Source organism: Methanolinea sp., assembly GCA_030055515.1.
Classification (GTDB): Archaea; Halobacteriota; Methanomicrobia; order Methanomicrobiales; family Methanospirillaceae; genus Methanolinea_A.
Genome location: JASFYI010000003.1, coordinates 140,876 through 159,401, shown reverse-complemented (window position 1 = coordinate 159,401; position 18,526 = coordinate 140,876). Strand labels below are relative to the sequence as shown.

Annotated in this window: 19 protein-coding genes; all 19 read right to left on the bottom strand. The window is 60.6% G+C overall.

Annotated features, from left to right (window positions below; genetic code table 11):
* Positions 1-9 precede the first annotated feature (9 nt).
* On the bottom strand, positions 10-291 hold the full coding sequence (mtrB, locus tag QFX32_07060) for a tetrahydromethanopterin S-methyltransferase subunit B (GenBank protein ID MDI9633800.1): 282 nt from the start codon (positions 289-291) through the stop codon (positions 10-12).
* A complete protein-coding gene (gene mtrC / locus QFX32_07055; GenBank protein ID MDI9633799.1) occupies positions 292-1,140 on the bottom strand; it encodes a tetrahydromethanopterin S-methyltransferase subunit C in 849 nt (282 codons plus the stop codon).
* Positions 1,141-1,150: 10 nt separating this feature from the next.
* A complete protein-coding gene (gene mtrD / locus QFX32_07050; protein ID MDI9633798.1) occupies positions 1,151-1,987 on the bottom strand; it encodes a tetrahydromethanopterin S-methyltransferase subunit D in 837 nt (278 codons plus the stop codon).
* 4 nt (positions 1,988-1,991) lie between these two features.
* A complete protein-coding gene (gene mtrE / locus QFX32_07045) occupies positions 1,992-2,891 on the bottom strand; it encodes a tetrahydromethanopterin S-methyltransferase subunit E (protein MDI9633797.1) in 900 nt (299 codons plus the stop codon).
* Positions 2,892-3,195: 304 nt separating this feature from the next.
* Entirely contained in the window at positions 3,196-4,899 is a 1,704-nt protein-coding gene (gene mcrA, locus QFX32_07040) for a coenzyme-B sulfoethylthiotransferase subunit alpha (protein MDI9633796.1), read from the bottom strand.
* A 6-nt stretch (positions 4,900-4,905) separates the two neighbouring features.
* A complete protein-coding gene (mcrG, locus tag QFX32_07035) occupies positions 4,906-5,670 on the bottom strand; it encodes a coenzyme-B sulfoethylthiotransferase subunit gamma (GenBank protein MDI9633795.1) in 765 nt (254 codons plus the stop codon).
* Positions 5,671-5,683: 13 nt separating this feature from the next.
* Positions 5,684-6,304: a methyl-coenzyme M reductase I operon protein C gene (gene mcrC, locus QFX32_07030; GenBank protein ID MDI9633794.1), complete on the bottom strand. Its 621-nt coding sequence runs from the start codon at positions 6,302-6,304 to the stop codon at positions 5,684-5,686.
* A gap of 3 nt (positions 6,305-6,307) precedes the next feature.
* Complete coding sequence (mcrD, locus tag QFX32_07025) at positions 6,308-6,778, bottom strand: methyl-coenzyme M reductase operon protein D (GenBank protein MDI9633793.1); 471 nt, start codon at positions 6,776-6,778, stop codon at positions 6,308-6,310.
* A gap of 13 nt (positions 6,779-6,791) precedes the next feature.
* Complete coding sequence (mcrB, locus tag QFX32_07020) at positions 6,792-8,105, bottom strand: coenzyme-B sulfoethylthiotransferase subunit beta (protein MDI9633792.1); 1,314 nt, start codon at positions 8,103-8,105, stop codon at positions 6,792-6,794.
* A 369-nt stretch (positions 8,106-8,474) separates the two neighbouring features.
* Positions 8,475-9,275, bottom strand: coding sequence for a formylmethanofuran dehydrogenase subunit C (locus QFX32_07015; GenBank protein MDI9633791.1), 801 nt, complete (start codon positions 9,273-9,275; stop codon positions 8,475-8,477).
* Between the two features lie 12 nt (positions 9,276-9,287).
* Positions 9,288-10,997, bottom strand: coding sequence for a formylmethanofuran dehydrogenase subunit A (locus QFX32_07010; protein ID MDI9633790.1), 1,710 nt, complete (start codon positions 10,995-10,997; stop codon positions 9,288-9,290).
* Positions 10,998-12,317, bottom strand: coding sequence for a formylmethanofuran dehydrogenase subunit B (locus QFX32_07005; GenBank protein ID MDI9633789.1), 1,320 nt, complete (start codon positions 12,315-12,317; stop codon positions 10,998-11,000). It abuts the gene before it with no gap.
* Positions 12,318-12,719, bottom strand: coding sequence for a molybdopterin dinucleotide binding domain-containing protein (locus QFX32_07000; protein ID MDI9633788.1), 402 nt, complete (start codon positions 12,717-12,719; stop codon positions 12,318-12,320).
* A 19-nt stretch (positions 12,720-12,738) separates the two neighbouring features.
* Entirely contained in the window at positions 12,739-13,164 is a 426-nt protein-coding gene (locus tag QFX32_06995; protein ID MDI9633787.1) for a hydrogenase iron-sulfur subunit, read from the bottom strand.
* Positions 13,164-15,269: a CoB--CoM heterodisulfide reductase iron-sulfur subunit A family protein gene (locus tag QFX32_06990; protein ID MDI9633786.1), complete on the bottom strand. Its 2,106-nt coding sequence runs from the start codon at positions 15,267-15,269 to the stop codon at positions 13,164-13,166. Before QFX32_06990 ends, QFX32_06995 begins: the two co-directional genes overlap by 1 nt.
* A gap of 13 nt (positions 15,270-15,282) precedes the next feature.
* On the bottom strand, positions 15,283-16,173 hold the full coding sequence (gene hdrB / locus QFX32_06985) for a CoB--CoM heterodisulfide reductase subunit B (GenBank protein ID MDI9633785.1): 891 nt from the start codon (positions 16,171-16,173) through the stop codon (positions 15,283-15,285).
* Positions 16,174-16,179: 6 nt separating this feature from the next.
* Positions 16,180-16,761: a CoB--CoM heterodisulfide reductase subunit C gene (hdrC, locus tag QFX32_06980; GenBank protein MDI9633784.1), complete on the bottom strand. Its 582-nt coding sequence runs from the start codon at positions 16,759-16,761 to the stop codon at positions 16,180-16,182.
* 10 nt (positions 16,762-16,771) lie between these two features.
* Positions 16,772-17,935 carry a 4Fe-4S binding protein gene (locus QFX32_06975; GenBank protein MDI9633783.1) on the bottom strand — a complete coding sequence of 388 codons (1,164 nt, stop codon included), beginning with the start codon at positions 17,933-17,935 and terminating at the stop codon, positions 16,772-16,774.
* 34 nt (positions 17,936-17,969) lie between these two features.
* A complete protein-coding gene (locus tag QFX32_06970; protein ID MDI9633782.1) occupies positions 17,970-18,233 on the bottom strand; it encodes a 4Fe-4S binding protein in 264 nt (87 codons plus the stop codon).
* Positions 18,234-18,526 lie beyond the last annotated feature (293 nt).

Below are 18,526 nucleotides of genomic sequence, written 5' to 3'. Positions count from 1 at the left end.
TCTCTCACCTCATAACAGGTGGAATACGTACACCCCGGCGATCAGGAGTCCCACCGCCAGCCCGTACCAGTAGGCCGTTGCAGCACCCGCCGTGGGGAGTGTCTTCTCCCTGTTCGGGAACGACGCGAGGAAGTTCCCCTCCGCGGAGAGCATGTTGACGAGGTCATCTGCGATCGCCTCGAGGTCACCTATCTTCTCGATGATGGGTGCATACGATTCACCCGCAGTGGTCACGACACCGATCATCGGATCGCAGACCAGTCCGAACTCGGGAAGAACCTCGACGTACATCTAGTGTCCCTCCAGTTCCGGAATCGGCTTTGCATCGAGCCAGGCTGCCGCGTCCCTCTTGGCAAGGCCGATGTACTTCGTGTACGTGTAGTACCAGCCCACGATTGCCACCACGAGCGAGACGAGCGCGGCCGAGAGAGACAGGAAGACCATCGACATGACCGCGGCCGTGATCATCGAGAGGAACCCGCACTCCTGCGCGAGCGTGAGCATCCTGTCCTGGGTCCAGTTCGGGCCGAGGCACGCGTTGAACGGGTGCTGGACCGCGATCCCGCCGAGCATGAAGACAACTGCGATCAGGGATCCCCCGATGAAGGATGCCTGGTAGCTCGGCAGGGAGAGCCCGAGGATGGAGACGGAGCCGGACGTCAGGGCGTGGAACTCGAACGACCCCGTTATCATCGCTGCGAATCCCATGAGCACGAGGGCCCCCACGATCGCCATCTCGGTGAGCGACTGGATCATCACGGGAATCCTCATGTTCAGGACGTTGTTCGAGAGGAACCCGAGGACTGCACCGATGACCGCGGCGAGGACGACGGCGACGATCGGCGAGGCGACCCCGAACTTCGTCGCGAACAGCATCGCGATGACACCGGACCCGAATGCCATCATCCCCGCGGACGGGACACCCGTCCCGATACCGTAGCTGCACAGGTGTTTGATGGTGTGGCTCCCCCACGTGATCGCGGCAACGGCAGCGAGCCCCCCGAAGAACGAGAAGAGCTGGGTCTGCGTGAGCACGTTCGCGTAGGTCAGGTACACGAATATGACCGACGCGACGAGGCCTGCTGCCATGATCGTGTTGTGGGGAATTCCTCCCTCGACTACTTCGACTTTGACTGTCATTTTACGCACCTCACATGGCCACGATCAGGATTGCGACCATCCCGCAGAGGGCCGATGCCACCGCGGAGGCGACGAGTGCCCGGGGGAAGCGCTTGAACTTCGGGTCGTGGGGGCCTTCGATCGTCCCCGTGATGTTGTACGCCGTGAGCACCGCGTTCACGAGGAACATGCCGATGGCGAAGATCCCCGCGAGGCTGACCGCGATCGGGACGACCTGGGCGGCCTGCGCCTTCATCATGGCGGGGAGCGCCTCCTTGTAGACGTCGAGGAGCATGATGTAGATCAGCGTCCCGCCGCCACCGCCGAGGATACCTCCCGTGACGCCACCGACGTAGGAGACGAACGGGAGCCCGTGTCCCTCGGTCCCCTGGGACTTGTATTCTGTCTGCGTGTCACCCGTGATGGGGTCCTTCGCGACTTTTCCGGACGCGGAGGGGATGCCCATGCCAAAGACGTAGATGAAGGTGACGAACATGCACGTGATGGCCATCATCAGGCCGCCACCCACGGCACCCGTGATGACGGCGACGGCGAGGCCCTGTTCCGCGGCCCACGCGCCACCGAAGAGGCCCGCGAGACCCGCACCGGCAGCGAGCATCGCGACACCCGTCGCGATCCCCGGCGCCTGGCCCATCGCGGCGGGCGCACCGCCGACGGGGACGAAGTGGACGCCGAACGATATCAGGAGTCCGCCGATTATGACGCCGAGGAGGGCGTAGAACATCATTCCCGGCCCGACGAGGAAGTACGTCGCTCCCACGATGACGATCAGCAGGATGATCCCCGCGATCGTCGAGGGGATGTCCATCGTCGCACCGGCAGCCGGTTTCGCACCGATGGCTGTCATGGTCTCACGATCCCTCCTTCGCGGGCTCGGTGTACGGCCCGTAGGTCTTCCGTGCCCAGACCTCGATGTACCGGTCGATCACGGTGAAGATGAGGATCATGATGATACCCACGACGATCGCTCCCCACCCCGCACCGACCTTCTCGAAGAGGACTGTGCGCCAGAGCTCGAGGAAGACGATCAGCCCGAAGCAGAGACCAGAGGCGGGACCGCCAAGCTTCGCAGAGAACCAGCCATTGTCGAGGGAGTTCCTCTCCCCAGCCTCGGCGTAGCGGACGATGTTCCCGGACGCGGCGATGGGTACACCGGCCCCGAACTTCTGGGTCTGATACTGCCTCTCCTTCCCGTAGAACGGGTTTCCTGTCGCGGAACCGGCTGCACCGAGCGCGATACCCCACACGAGCCCGAGCAGGGGCAGCGGGAACGGGTGGCCGAGTGCGGCGTTGATCAGGTGGCAGATCGTCACGGTCGTGAATATCGCCACGAAGGCGTGGGCCATGGTGACCGTGGTCATCGATTTCAGCACGTCGATGAAGACGGGCTGGCCGAACTTCGAAAGGCTCGCGATCCTGCCCAGGTACGCGGTGGTCGCGTACACGCCCTGCACGAATACGGCGAGGGCACACCCGAGCACGATGGCGAGTATCGGGTTCACGTGCATTGCCATGAAAGCCCATGCGAGACCGGCACCGAGTGCGACCCACAGGCCGTATGCCGGCGGTTCACCGGCGATGGCCTTGTTGAAGATGCGGTGCAGGTACCCCATCTGCGGAGCGAGCTGGACCTGTGAGTTCGGGTCACCCTGCGACCCGATATCGGACTCAGTGTTCTCCGCTGCACCGGCCACGGCGGCAAGAGCTCCTGCCAATGCAGTTATTCCAATGCCAAACGCAATACTTTCCATTTAGCCTCCTCCCTGCGTGCGTAGAAGAGTGCACGAGAGTGTTCAATCAGCATTGCCACTCACATCGAGTACAAACCCTTTGTGGTTCATCTAACAGTTGATGATGAAAGAGTTAAATGTTTCGAAACAATTGCGTATATAAGCGATTTAAATGGCGTAAATGCCAAAAAAATACATTTACGGGATAATTAAGAATAAATTATTTAATTAAATCAAGTATGTTTGATCTCTTCTCAATTGAGAAAGATCTCCCGCCGTTGGGAAACTGGGAGTAGCTACTGCGGAAAAAAAGGTTTTTGGGGGTTTACCGTGCGGGGATGATGAGGGAGCGCTCCCCGGCCGGCATGAACTCCCTGATCGCACCGCGGGCGAACTCGCGTCTCGGCTCGGCGAAGTCGAACTTGAGGGACGGGTCCGCGAACGTGATCTTGATCAGCGGGTTGAGAGTCCATGCATCGCCGCGGGTGTAGTGCGCTGCACCGCAGATCGCGGCGTACTCTCCCTGGTGACCGACGTTCATCGCGTAGTTCGGGTAGTTCGGTCCGCGGAGTTCGCCGACACAACCCTCGTCTGCGCGGATCGACTCGGTGTTCGCCGAGCCGCACTGGTCCTGGAGGTCGTATCCGTAGAACCCGAGGCGTGACCAGCCCTCCTTGTGCAGGAGCATCGAGAGGTACCAGCCGTTCAGCCCGGCATTCGAGTTGCCTGTTGCGATCGCGGTTGTGAGACCGGACGCAGCGGCGAGGACCGAGGCACGCTGGGAACCGCCGAAGTGGTCTTCTAGCATGGTCGGGAAGTGCTCGTACTGCTCCATCCCGTAGAGGGTGACCTCGGTTGCGATGTCGTTGATGACATCCTGGCTGGGCTTGACCTTGTCCTTCTCGTTCGGGTTCTGCCAGTCGACCTTGTACTTGTCCTTGATATAGTCCATCCCGTAGTACGTGAAGTCGTCGAGGATGTTGTCGGTGTAGGCGGCTGTGGCGTACTGCGTGAACCCGACACCGCCGGACATGTAGGACCCGAGCCAGATCTGGTCAAAGAGCATCGTCCCTGCAGCGACGACCTCGAGAGATGCGCGGGCGGGGTCGTTCGGGTACTTCCTGTCGGTCTGGATCATGTCTGCGAAGTGTCCGAACTTGATACCACCCGGCTCGTTCGGGCCACGGGCACGGCGGGCAGGCAGGATCTCGGCCATCTGGATAACGCCCGCGTGCTTCGCGGCGAACGCGAGGTCGGCGACCGCGGCCTCACCGGCGCACATGCGGTACGCACCGATGAAGGACATGCCGAGCTGCATCGCAGACCAGCGGGACGTCGTCCCACCGTCGCAGGTTCTCGAGACGATGGTCGGGATGTGGATGGCCTGCCACATGGACTTCCCGACGGCTGCCTTCAGCTGGGCGGCCTGCTTTGCCGGGAAGAGCTTGTCGATGTTGATGACGAACTGGGGCTCGAGGTCGTCGACCATCTCGTCGTCGCCGGTGAAGACCTTGAGGTAACAGTCATCGACGAGGCCGGGGTGGGTCTCGACCATGTGCTCCTGGACCACGGCTGCACCGGGCATCGCGTGGTTGACCACGTGGAGGTACTCGTTGATGGTCTCGGGGGTGACTTCCTTGCCCAGCCTCTTCTGGAGCGTCTGGTGGGCGAGGTCCATGTTGACGATGATTGTCCTGCGGATGTCGTCCCACATCTGCTGCATTGCAGCGTTGTTGACGAAGTGCAGGTCGTCACCCTCCACGAACACGCCCGTCCCGGAGACCTCGTAGGTCATCAGCTGGCGCTGCCCGAGGGGGATCCCACCGAGGTGGCAGCGCACGGGGTCGTACATGGCGATTCCACGGGACATCTCCGCAATCTTCCCGGCCTTGACGAATTCCATCTTCCTTGGAGATTGCTTGAGACCTACCCTGGAATACACCGTGGTCGTGCTCTGCGGGTCCTCTGCGAATTTGTTCTTGAGGGCCTTCAGGAAGAGTTTCTGGGTTCTCTCAATCTTCTTTGCCATTGCGCATCACTCCGTCGGCATGAATCCATACTTTGTCCGCAGGGAGTGCACCCTCTGGACATATTCGATATACTCCTGGTCAGACCGGAACGGCTCTCCCACGAGCGAGTGGAAGATCGTGCTGTGCTGCTTCAGCCACTTCTCGTCCATCGGTTTTCCGACCTTGACCTCCTTGTCCAGCGGCTCCCCGATCTGGTTCTTCACGTACTTGACGACGCCCGACTTCTTGTCGAGGATGCACCTCTGGAGCATGTCGAACATCATCCCGTCCTCGGAAAGCCTGAGGGAGTGCCCGTGCACGGTCGCGCCGCGGATACCGGTGCGTGCGGGGTCGAAGATCTCGGTCGCAACGAGCTCTTTCGCGATCTTCTCGAGGTCACGCTCGCGGCACTCCACGATCTGGCGGCCGGAGAGGGTACCCGGGTCAACACCGCGGTAGCGGTATGATGCGAGATAAGAACGGAGGTATGGCTGGCACGGGCCGTTGTACATCGAATCGGCAAACTGGATGTACCTTATCCTGTCCCCGTGCTTTGCTCCCTCGATAGGAGTCACCAACTTCCTTATGGGGCAGTCTGGCTCCTGCTGCTCGGTGAGCGGTGGGTGACATGTGGGATACGCTGCACCGGGTGCCCTGTGTCCCATAAGCAATACGATATCCTCGTCAGAGATGTCACGGACCTTCTCCAACTTGTAGTTGGGGTCCATCACTCTGCGCCTGTTCTGAGCAACGGTGGAAGTTCCGGGCCCAAATTGTGGTTTGTATGCCATTTTTTTATCACTCCTAGTTTTTGATCAACCGCATTACGGCGTGAATGACTTCTGCCATTTTTTCCCGGGTCGGTGTCTGGCCACGGGTCACCCCGCTCACTATTGCCATCACCGTTCCCTTTGTTTTTACCTTGTCCGGAGGTGGCATCACGAGAGCGGTTTTCACACCTTCCCGGGCAAAATCCTCGAAGTCTACAGGTGCCTGCGACACCACGACGGCCTTCACGTCACAGGCCTGCAGGATGAAGCGGACCTTGTGCACCACGTGGGAACGGACATTCCCGTGGTGGAGGATGGCGACGCGGTGCTTCTCGATCTGGCTGATTTCCTTGTCGGTCAGGCCGAAGTATGCCCCGAGGACTGCACCCCCGATGTTCGCGGCATCGGGGGGAACCCCTGAGCCCGCATTCAGGACGAGCGTGCTGATGCCGTACTCGATTCCCTGTTGCCGGAGTGCAGACGTGATGTCGCAGACGGGTTTCGTCACGTGGCGTCTCCCGGGGGACATCCCCACCACGATGACATCGGGGTACCGGCACTCCGAGATCGTCCCGCGCTGGGCGATCCCTCCGCCTTTCCCCATCCCCATCGTCTCCCTGCAGTCGACAACCTGAGTGACTCGTCCCATGGGCATAGGTCACTTGTTCCCCTGGAGGATGATCAGACCTGACTTTCTCCCCGGTTCGGTCAGTCCTATGATGTTCTTGTCGGCATCGGGTCCGTACTTGGCATAGTCAACGAGAGACGGCTCGGTCTTCATGAACCTGCCCTCGTTGAGGCTCCAAGAGAACTTCGTGATGCCTTTCTCGCAGGCTTGCCTTACCGCGGGGATATAATCCCTGTTTTCGAGTTCGAGCACGATGGTCCCGACGTGGACTTCCAGTTCCACCTCCTGGCCCCCGATCTTGATCTTCCTCCTGTATTCCGTGGGATTGGGAAGACCCCTCGCAGGACCGTAGGGGACGGTGGCGGGGAGCCGGGGGCCATTCAGGATGACCCTCCGGACCCCACCTGTCTCGATGATCAGGTTCATCACGCGCTCGACTGTCTCGGGATTCATGAGACGCTCGGTCACGATCCTGACTTGAGGATATATGGCATCCGTCATTTTATCGTCTGTTTTATACGGCCTTTGCGATAGACTGGATTGGCTGCTTGAAGACGTCGATCTGCCCGAACGTGTCCTGGTAGACCTTGGACGTCTGCTCGGGTCCGAACATCTGGGTCCCTGCGTCAAGAGCACACGCGACACACACGCACGGCACCGCGACACCCGCTGCGTGCCTCGTCACGACGTGGTTGCCGTTGAACACACCGGGGCCTCCACCACCGTAGATCGAGTGGCTGAAGAAGGAGAACCCGACGGCAGTTCCCATGACACGCCCGTAGTCAGCACTGGTGAGACCTGTCTCGTGCTCGAGCAGGTCGTTGAAGTAGAGCAGCGTGGAGGAGACCGCCTGTGCGAACCGCCCGGCACCACAGTTGACCATCGTGGCCGCCATCGTGCCTGCACATGCATAGGCATTCCAGAGCATCGGGTCCTTCGTCTCGTAGAAGATGAACCCGCTCTTGCCCTTCTTGCCGGGCTTGATGACCTTGTCCTCGATGGCCCTCTCGACGAGGCTCTGGACGACAGTACCGATGGTCCCTGTCTTCCCGTTTGCCTTGACGAGGTCGTAGACGAGGTTGTTCGCGTTCAGGCCCTGGTACGCGTAGGCGAGGAGCTGGGCGCGCTCGAAGGGACCGATCGCCATGCCCATCTCGAATTCACCCGCCTGCTCGTACGTGCACGAGAGTGCCGCGGTCTGCATGGCGTTCCGGTGGGTCATCATGGCCACATGGTTCGCCGGGATGTTCCTCAGCGCGTACCCAAGACCCTCGTTGTTCTGCGGGATCGAGAGCACGGAGATGATGTTTCCGCCCTGCATGTCCATTGTGACAGGGTATGAACCCCATACCGCGGACTTGACGTAGGGAGCATCCCACATTCCTACTTTGTAGTGCTCCACGAGCGCAAGGGTAGTCGCCGCGGCGACCGCTGTCGACGCAGCATCATAAGTGGCTGCTGCGTTCATCCGGGCGGTGGGAACTTCGACAAGGAGCATCTTGCCGCCTGCAACCTTCATGACCTTTGTGTCGTCTCCCTTTGTGACAGAGACGTACTCGGCAATCTTCTCGGCGAGGGCGTCGACATCCTTGACGCAGTCGCACTTGATTGCCCGTCCAAGGATCTGGTTGTTCTTCCCTCCCATCGCACCGGTTTTGAGCGCGTTGTCAATCCCGGCGATGTTTACTGCGACGGTCCTCTTCGTGAGATCGATGATCTTGAGGATGCCCGCATTTGTGAGAGGGCTTATCTTGTCGAGGCTGACCCCGCTCTTGAGCAGCTTCCCGTTGTCATCGTACAGATCGATGGTGTCTTTGTATTTCGCCATTTTTTATCCCCTTTTGTGATTTCTACGAGTCGCGTGACAATACGTTTTCTGAACTATGGCATCCGCTATAAGGAACACTGATGATGAATGTCGGTCACTACTGCACGTCCCCTCACGGGACAATCTACTATACTAGCTATCTCCATAAAAGGTTTCTGATTTGATTTGGCAATTTTAAAATATAAAAATAAATGAATAATAACCCATCTTTGGGAAAAATTACAAATAATAAACCGTTTCAATCTTTTCACATATATACTGGTACTAAAAATATCCAGTAAAGTAACACTCTTGTTACTATTTATACAATAATTTTATGAAAACCGCACGCGCTCCTGAAAAAGGTTTAGATAAAGAAATGGTATTGGTTTATATTTTCAGGTAGAGTTTCCCGTACACGAGCTGCCCTTTCCTCTTGGGGTGCCGCTCGCCGGTGTCGCCATAGTAGAGGGCAAACTTCGCCTTCTCCCCGTCGACCTCGACCTCCTCGTCCTGGACGTACTTGAAGCCGGGCATCATGACGTCTATCTTTCCAAAGACGAAGATCTCCCCAGTGACCATCTGGCCGCCGACCTTGCTCGGCACGTTCCCCTTTATGACGATCCTGCCGCCGTCCATGTGGGTGCCCACGTGGACGTCCGCGTCACCGTGGACGATGATCGTGCCACCGTTCATGTAGTACCCCAGGTCAGCGCCGGCATTCCCCTTCACGCGGATGAGGCCGCCCTGCATGCCGCGCCAGTCGCCGCGGTACGCGGCGCCGAGGTAGTCGCCCGCGTTGCCCTCGATGAGAAGCTCGCCGCCCTTCATGCCGATCCCGGCGAAGGAGTTGACGCTCCCCTTCACGACGAGCCTGCCGCCTTGCATCCACGCACCGGTGTACATGTCGGGACTCTGCTCGACGAGGATCTCTCCCGCCGACATCTTCATGCCGATGTACTTGACCCTGCTCACGTCGCCCTTGATGACGATGCGGGTATCCGCGGCGGTCGCCCCTGCCTCTCCCGAGACCTCGAAGTACTTGCCAAGGGTCGTCTGCTCCCGCCCCTCGTAGGCGTGGAGTGCTGCGATCTCGGATGCTTTCTTCCCGGCGAACTTGTCAGGCGAGATGTTGTCCGCCTCCAGATAGAGTGCGGGCTGGTTCTTCATTGTGAGTGTGACAGTCTCCATCTCTCCCCCCCCTCAGTGCGTCGCGTCGACCTCGATCACGTGGGGATTCGGGACGAAGTGCGAGGACACATCGTAATTCGCCTGCGTCACGCTGTAGTACTTCAGGAACTTGTCCCGGATGTCCCTCATGACCTGCGGGTTCTCGTTCACCTTCGCCTTGACCCAGATCGTCCTCTTGTTGCCGTTGTTCACGACCTCGCCGTCGACGACGACCGGGACGCCGGTCTTCATGACGAATGCCGCGGCGGAGAACGCCTTCTCGATATCCTCGGGCTTGTGCGGTTTCTCCGGGTTTAGGTCGTAGATGGCGATGTCCGCGTCCATGCCGGGTGCGAGCCCGCCGTACTGGTGGGAGAGACCGAGCGCCTTTGCCGGCCCTGCCCTCGTCATCTGCGCGATCTCGTAGAGGGAGAGCTCGCGGTCGATGCCCGCGATGTGCGTTGCCTCGATCATCTTCTCGCGGTGCTTGAAGGACTCGATCTGCTTCTTGCGCGCCTCTTCGCTCATCAGCCACTTGAATATCCGCGGGTACCTCGTGAACGGCCCCGCGTTCGGGTGGTCGGTCGTGATGAAGCAGCGCATCGGGTCCTTGGCCATCAGCGCGAGCTCGAGCCCGATCGCCCACTGGATCTCGCAGACCTTGATGTCCGGGCTGTAGATGTAGGGGACGACCCCTGCCGCAGTCTCGAGCTCGACGTCCACGTTGGCCCACTTGAGGTGGTTCAGCTCGGTGAGGTGGTGCTCGAACGGGCCGTCGGCGGTCATCGTCGTGGTCTCGTCCAGCGTGACGCAGCCCGTGTCCACAGTGATGTTCTTCTGCTTGTTGACGTAGTCCATTATCTCCTTTGACTTGGACTCGAAGTTCGCCCAGCTGTCACCGCCGTACGAATGGAACTGGAGGTGCGTCGAGTGCATGACCTGCTCGCGCCCGAATTTGTTCTTCGCCTTGAATCCTTCCGCGAGCCTGAGGGTGTCGAGTGTCACGGTGTAGTTCCCCGGGTTGCCGAGGCTGTTCTGGTGGATGTGGATGGAGTGGGGAAGCCCGAGATACTCGTTTGCCTCGATGAGGCCGGTCACTATCTCGCGGGGGGTGATGTCGAAGTATGGGACAGGGTCGTCGATCGTGAGGCAGTTGAGACCCCACCCCCACGCCTCCGTGCCGCCGGGGTTGACGAGCTTGACCGCGTAGCCCTTCGAGGCCTGGAGGAGCCAGGAAATGTACGCGGCAGTGTTCTCGATCTCCCTGTTCTTCAGGTACTCGAGGACGAACCAGTTGTTCCCGAACACCGGGTATGCGCCCTCGTCGATGATGGGGGTGTCCCTGATCTCCTCGTGGACGTGCCGGGCGTAGAGGGGCGGCATCGCGGCCTCCATCGCCGTCGTGTAGCCCATCCGCGCGTACTCGTACCCTGTCTTGAACGTCGTCGGGATCGAGAACCCGCCGGCCATGCGGACGGACCCTTTCTTCGGCCGGTACTGGAAGAGCTTGTCTTCCGGCCTGTAGTTCCTCCCCTCGTTGACTTTGGGGCCCGCGATGTGGGCGTGGATCTCCACGGCGCCCGCCATCACGGTCTTTCCGCTCGCGTCGATGACCTTTGCCTTGGAGGAGACCTCCGTCGACTTGACGATCTTGCCGTCCTTGACGGCGATGTCGGCCTTGTCCCCCTTGATTCCCTGGACGGGATCGAAAACAAACCCGTTCTTGATGATGTATTCTGCCATCTACTTCCCTCCTGCCATCAGCTCGTCGAGGCGGGCGTTCACGCGCGTGAGGAATTCCACGTCCGTCAAGACACCCTCCGGCGGGTCGACGACTTTCCGGGCCTCGATCGGGACGTTGTCCATCCGATAGCAGTTCCCCGCGACCTCGACGCCCACGAACGCCACCGGGACGTGGAGCTTGGATATCTCGGTCGTCGGGGTGATGTGCGGGTCGACGCAGACGGAGGGGAGCTTTGCGATCTGCTTCACCGAGCTTATCGGGAAGTGCGCGCCGGGGTCGCTCCCGATGACGAAGACCGCGTCGACCTCGCCCCTCACGAGCAGGTCGTTTGAGCTCGTCTCCCCGGGGTTGTACCGCGCAAAGCCGCGCGAGAGGTCAACGGAGAACGGGAACCCGAACTGCCACCCGAGGACCTGGCCCGAGCCTGTCACGTTGTAGTGGCCCCGCATCGCCATGATGCTGAACTTCGTGAACTCGTTGAGGTCCTTCGTGAGGCTGATGGCGTTGTCGATGTTGTGGTTCTTGGAGAGCGACTGGGTCACACCCATCCCGAAGAAGATGATCCCGAACCGGCCGCTCTTCATCACCTCTGCACCCTCGATGATCTTCTCCCGGGGAATGCCCGCGACGACCTCGGGGAGGGGCTCGTTCCGGAGTGCGACGCGGAAGGCGGAGAGGAGCTCGTAGTCGCGGCCCTGCTCGACCTGGTAGTGGTAGTCGGCGAGCTTCGCGGTGTCCGTCACCCTCGGGTCAACGACGATGACCTTCCTGTTCGTGTGCCCCTTGTTCGTGAAGAAGCCCCTCGGGAAGACGGAATAGCGCGACTGGTGGCGGGGGTGGGCATGGCACGGGTTGCAGCCCCAGAAGATGATCCTGTCCGCCCTGTTCTTGATCTCGCCCAGGGTACAGCTTGGGATCCCGACGTCCTGGACCGCGATCAGCGTGGTCCCGTGGCAGACGGTGGCCGTGTTGTCGACGACGGCCCCCACCTTCTCCGCGATCTCGTGCCCGATGCTCTGTGCCTCGCAGCTCGTGGAACTCCAGCCGTACATGAGGGGTTTCTTCGCCTTGTACAGCATCTGGGCTGTGTATTCCACGGCCTCGTCGTACGAGACCTCCTTGTAGGACCCGTCGGGCTGCTGCATCCGCGGCCTCTTGACCCGGTCGGGGGCCTGGGCATGGAGGAACTTCTCTGCGCCGATGGCGCAGGCATTGTAGACATCTTCTATCTTCTTCCCGTCATCCGAGACGACGACCTCGATGTCGTCACAGAGCGTTCCGCAGAACGGGCAGATCACGTCGGTCACGACTTTGGACATTCAGGCCTCACCCCTGCACTTCTTCTGCACGAGCTGGATTGAATTGAGGACCGGCTCGTTTATTGCGGGTTCTACTTCGATGGGGACTCCCTTAAATGTCGGCATCCCGGTAGAGTACGTCTTGGGATTGACGACCGCGTTCGCCCACGGTCCCATGGGGATGAAAGCGAGCCCGGGGTGGGGCCCCTGGGTTGCCTCCACGGCTTTCACGACCACGCTCCCCCACTCGCTCGTGACACGGACGTTCGTCCCCTTCCAGATGCCCAGCTTTTTCATGTCCGACGGGTCCATCTCGATGATCCCGCAGGCCTTCGTGTAGGCATCCTTCTCCTTTCCGCCCTCCATGGCCACGCCCTGGTGGATGGTGCGGCCGGTAATCAGGTTCAATTTCAGTTTCGCCAAGGTAGGATCCCCCTGATGGTCAGCGCGTGATCTCCTTGAGCGGGCTTGGGCCCAGGCTCTTTATGGTGTCCACGACGTCCTTTACCACCACTGCCCACTTGGCACCCTCGGATGCGGAGACAAACGTCATCCGCAGCCTCTTGTCCTCGAGGCCGATGTTCCGCAGGAGGCTCTTGAGCAGGAACATCCTCTTTGCTGCCTTGTAGTTCCCCTCGAGGTAGTGGCAGTCCCCGAAGTGGCAGCCCGAGACGAGGACGCCGTCCGCGCCGTCCACGAAGGCCTTCAGGATGAAGAGGGGGTCGACCCTCCCCGTGCACATCACCCTGATGATCCGGATGTCGGGGGGATACTGCGTCCTCGCGCTCCCCGCGAGGTCGGCCCCCGCGTACGAACACCAGTTGCAGATGATCCCGAGGATCTTGGGTTTCCACTCGCCCTCTGCCATCACTGCTCACCTCCGAGGAGGAACGCGTCGATCTGCGCGATGATCTGCGGTGTCGCGAAGTGCTGCATCCAGATGGCCCCGCCGGGGCAGAACCCGCCGCACGTCCCGCAGCCCTTGCACTTCGCCTCGGTGACCTGCATGACCTTCCTGCCTTCCTTCTCGACGAGCGAGAGCGCCTGGTACGGGCAGAGGTTCACGCACATGCCGCAGCCCGCGCACTTCTCCTCGATGCACTGGGCGAAGTACGGCTCGAGCTCGACCTCTCCCATGTGGATCGGGATGCTCGCCGCCGATGCCGCACCCTCGGCGGACGCGACCGTGTCGGGGATGTCCTTTGGTCCCTGGCAGACCCCGGCGAGGAATACCCCGGCCGTCGTGGTCCCGCAGGGGTTGAGCTTCGGGTGTGCCTCGAGCAGCCACCCGTCGAGCGAGCAGGAGACACCGAAGAGCTTGCGTGTCCTGTCGGTGTCCGCGGACGGCTGGACTGCCGCGGCGAGGACGACCATGTCGACCTCGAGCTGCATCGGCCGGTCGAGGAGGGTGTCCTCGGCGTTGATGATGAGATTCTTCGTGACCGGGTCCTCGAGGATGTTTGCCACGCGCCCGCGGATGAACTTCGCCCCCTCGTCCTGGATGCGGTAGTAGAACTCCTCGTACATCTTCCCGAACGACCGTATGTCCATGTAGAAGATGTAGGGCTGGGCGCCGGGGATCTTCTCGATGATCTGGTGGGCGTGCTTGAGCGAGTACATGCAGCAGAACCGCGAGCAGTACGGCTTGCCGATGCCCGTGTTGTCACGGGAACCCGCGCAGAGTACGAACGCGACCTTCTTCGGCGTCTTGCCGTCGCTGGGCCTCACGAGGTGGCCGCCCGTCGGGCCGGACGCGCAGATGAGCCGCTCGAACTCGAGGCTCGTGACCACGTTCTCGTACTTCTTGTAGCCCCACTCCTCCTTCTTCTCGACGGGGAAGATGTCGTATCCGAGCGCGAGGATGACCGTCCCGACCTTGATTTTCACGAGCTCGTCCTTCATCTCGAGGTCGATTGCCTTCTTCTCGCCACACGCCTCGACGCAGAGGCCGCACTTGACGCAGCTGTCGAAGTCGATCGTGTAGATGAGGGGCACGACCTGCGGGTGGTAGATGTAGATTGCTTTCCGGGGCTTCATCCCCATCTCGAACGGGTTGGGCTTGATGACGGGGCAGACCGTGTCGCAGTCACCGCAGCCGTTGCACCCTCCGCCGACGATCCCCCGCGCCTCTGCCTCGGCCGGCGTGAGGACGCCGCGGGCCTTCTTCCTGATGGTCACGTCGAAGTTCCCGATGTACCCCTCGACCTCCTCTATCTCGGAGTAGGTCATCAGCTGGATGTTGGGGTTCCTCCCGACGTCCACCATCTTGGGCGTGAGGATGCACTGGGAACAGTCGAGCGTCGGGAACGTCTTGTCAAGCTGGGACATGCGCCCGCCGATGGTCGGCGATTTCTCGACGAGGTAGGTCTTGATCCCCGCGTTGGCGAGGTCGAGCGCGGCCTGCATCCCCGCGACGCCGGCCCCCACGACGAGCGCCGCCTTCGTGACCGGCACGCTCTTCGGGACGAGGTCCTGGAGGAGGGCTGCCTTCGCGACGGCGATCCGGATGGCATCCTTCGCCTTCTCGGTCGCACCCTCGCGGTCGTGCATGTGGACCCACGACCCCTGCTCGCGGATGTTGGCCATCTCGAAGCGGAACGGGTTTAAGCCTCCCTGCTTCGTCGCGGTCCTGAACGTGGGCTCGTGGAGGCGGGGAGAGCACGCCGCGACGACCACGCCCGTGAGATTGTGTTCCTTGATGTCGTTCTCGATCTTCTTCTGGCCGGGCGTCGAGCACATGTACTGGTAGTTGTCCACGTGCACCACGTTGGGGAGCGTCTTTGCGTACTCCTGCACGGCGAGGATGTCCACGGAGCCGGCGATGTTCGTCCCGCAGTGGCAGATGTAGACTCCTATCCGCGCGTTCTTCCCGAGGTCCTTGTCAGGCGTCTTGGCAGCATGTGCAGCCTTTGCTGCAGCCGTTTTCGTGTCCTTCTTCGTGGGATGCTCTTTCTTGGTCTTCTTCTCAGCCATCTTCTCCCTCCCCCTAGAGCACCTTCTTCAGGAACGGCTCGCAGCTGACCGCGTGGAGGTCGAGCCCGAGTTCCTGGGGTGACATGCCCTGGGCGAGTCCCAGCAGTTCGCAGTAGTGGAGCACAGGGAGGTTGTACTTTACGCCGAATTTCTCCTCTATCTCGATCTGCCCGCGGTCGAACTGGAGCTGGCAGAACGGGCAGACTTCCGTGAGGGCATCGACATTTGCCTCCTTGAGGTTGATCAGCTTCTCGTTCGTGATGTCGAGGGAGTGCACGAGGTCGTACCCGCGGACACCGCCGCCGGCACCGCAGCAGAGCATTTTATTCTTGTACTCGACAGGCTCTGCGCCGAGGGCGGCGACCATCTCCTCGAGCCACGTCGGGTGCTCCGTCGATCCAAAGTGCCTCTCCTTCTTGGGCTTCATGAGGTGGCAGCCGTAGTGGACCGCGATCCGTGCGCCCTTGAGGGGGACTTTCACGCTGTCACGGATTTTATCAACACCCACGATGTTGGGATCGTAGAAGAGCTCGGCGAGGTGCCAGACATCGATCGTCCCCTTGAACTCCATGTCGATGCCCTTGAGGACCTCGTTCACGCCGTCCCTGAGCTCCTTGTTGTGCTTCAGCTTGTGGTTGACTTCCCAGATGGACTTGTAGCACCCGTTGCAGATCAGGGCGATGTCCTTCTTCATCTGCTCCGCGAGCACGAGGTTCCTCGCGGCCATGGCATACCAGACGTTCAGGTCGATCGAACCGAATGCACCCGGTGCCGGGCAGCAGCTTGCTCCCTCGAGGTCGAGGAGCTTGATCCCGAGTTTCTCGGCGGTCTTGTACGATGCCGATTCAGCTCCCGGGTAGCGGTTCGGAGCGATGCAGCCGAGGAAAAATGCATATTCGCGCATGAGTCCTCACCCCTCCCTTTCCTTGACTATCCGGTCGGCATTCTTCTTGAGCTCGAAGTGGTCGAGGATGTACTGGATCCCCTTCACGTATTTCGGGAACGCGTGCGTCGTGGGCGGGTCGGCGGGGAGCCCGAGTTTCTTGCGGGCCGCGCGGTTCACGTCGTTGTTCGGGACACCGTGGCCCGTCGTGTAGATGGCCTGGACCGTCTTGAGGAAGTTGACCGGCACGATATCCCTCTTGAAGGCGAGGTTCCTCATGGCCATGATGACATCGGTCGGGGCGATGTCCCTCGGGCAGCGGTCCGTGCAGCTGTAGCACGTGGTGCAGAGCCAGAGGTCGGGGTCGGTGAGGGCCTCCTCCTCGAGCCCGAGGAGCGCACGCCGGACGAACTTGCGGATGCGGTAGGAGCTCCGGGGTGCCGACGGGCACGACGCGGTGCACGTCCCGCACTGGTAGCACATGTGCGGGATCGTCATCGAGATCTTCTCGACGGTCTTCGTGAACTGGGGGTTCCTCTCGTCCTCGAAGAGGCGCGTGTCCCTCAGTTTCTTCTCGAGTGGTTCGGGGTATCCTTTCGTTCTGGGCATGTGTGGTACCTCACGCCTTCTCCATCATCTTGAGCTGGACGCTTCCGGGGATCTCTTCCTTCACCTTCGAAGTCCGCGGGGTGAAGAGCTTCTCCTTGATCCTCTTGAAGAGGTCGGTCTCCTTGCCCTTCATCCGGATACCTGTCCTGTGCAGCCTGATGATGTCCTCGCCCGGGCAGGCGTTCACGCAGGCACCGCAGAGGATGCAGTAGTCCTTGTTCACCGCGATGGTGGGCTCAAGCGTGCCCTTGAGCTCGCTCGCCTTGGGCGGGGTGGGCAGGTAAATGGCATTTGCGGGGCAGACCTCGACGCACGTGGAACACCCTCCCGGGCACTTCTCCGGGAAGAACTCGATGTCCCCCTCGAAGATCTTCTCGACGGTGATCGCCTCGGTCGGGCAGTTGCGCGAGCACCACGTGCATGTGCAGCACATCTTCTGGTCGATGTCCACCTGGCCCGGGAGCTTCTTGCCCTCGATGACCTCGCGTTCCACGGTGATGCACTCTTCAGGGCAGAGCTCCACGCAGACCTTGCAGGCATCGCAGCGGCTCTCGTCCCACAGGACCTCCCCCTCGACCTTCCCGGTCTCCGCGGTGAACGGCTTGTGCTTGACCGTGATCGCCGGGCACACGGCCCCGCAGATGCCGCAGAGCGTGCACTTCTCGTCGTCGACCTTGAAGGTCGTCTTGCTCTTGAGGGCCGTCTGGCGTTCCTTCCCGCCTTCCTCTGCACCCTCGTAGACCGGGACGTCGCGGACGATCGCCTCGCGGGGACAGACCTCGTCGCAGATGGTGCACCGCACGCACTTCTCGTCGTCGATGTCTGCGACCATGTCGTACTGCGGGAATCCGTCCTTCTCCACGATCGGGAGGCGCTCTTCCCCGTCGATCTTGAGGGTTAGCGCATTGAACGGGCACATGATGACGCAGACGCCACAGTACGAGCACTTGACCTCGTCGATGTCAACGGGAGCTGCATACGTGACGGCTCCCCTCCGGGTTGCACCCACGAGCCCGAGCGCGATGGCCTCTTCCGGGCACGCCTCGACGCAGATACCGCAGCCGGTGCAGATCTCTGAGTTGAGCACCAGGTTGTTCACCTGCTGGAGGAGCCGTTGCTCGCAGATGACATTTGCTCCATCCCGGAATTTCTTGAACTTCGGAAACAGTGTCATTTGGTGTCCTCACGCATCTCCATTGGTCATACGTTCATACCTTGGCCTCGTGGGGCATCGCTCCACGGCCTGCCAGCCGTATGACATCGTGCGGGCATGCTTCGACGCAGACGCCACAGCCGGCACACAGCTCCTGCTTGACGTCAAGAACCATGGCCTTGCCGTGCCGCACCTTGTAGATCTTCTCGTTCGTTACGGGATCCACGGTGTAGAGCTCCAGTGCATCGACAGGGCATGCCACCACACAGTTGTTACAGCCGGTACACCGGTCCATGTTCACGTGCAATGCAAATGCCATTCTCTTTCACGCACCATTCCAATCGATTGAAAAATCGACTAAAAGAACAGTGGTGACCGTATATAGATAAATCTGTCTGATTTTTCCGGGCGCGAACGGCACCCGCGGGCAGGTGTTGTTAACAGGTATCCATTTACATTATGTCCTTGTAAATGAATCGTGTCTCAAAAAACGCGAAATTTCCCTGCGTTTCCCCGCGTTCCGGGAGGGGGGAAAAACAAATAAAAAGACTTATTTCACCGTTAACTATTGGTAAAGGAATTTTTTTGAATGCCGGTGGAAACGGGAACGGT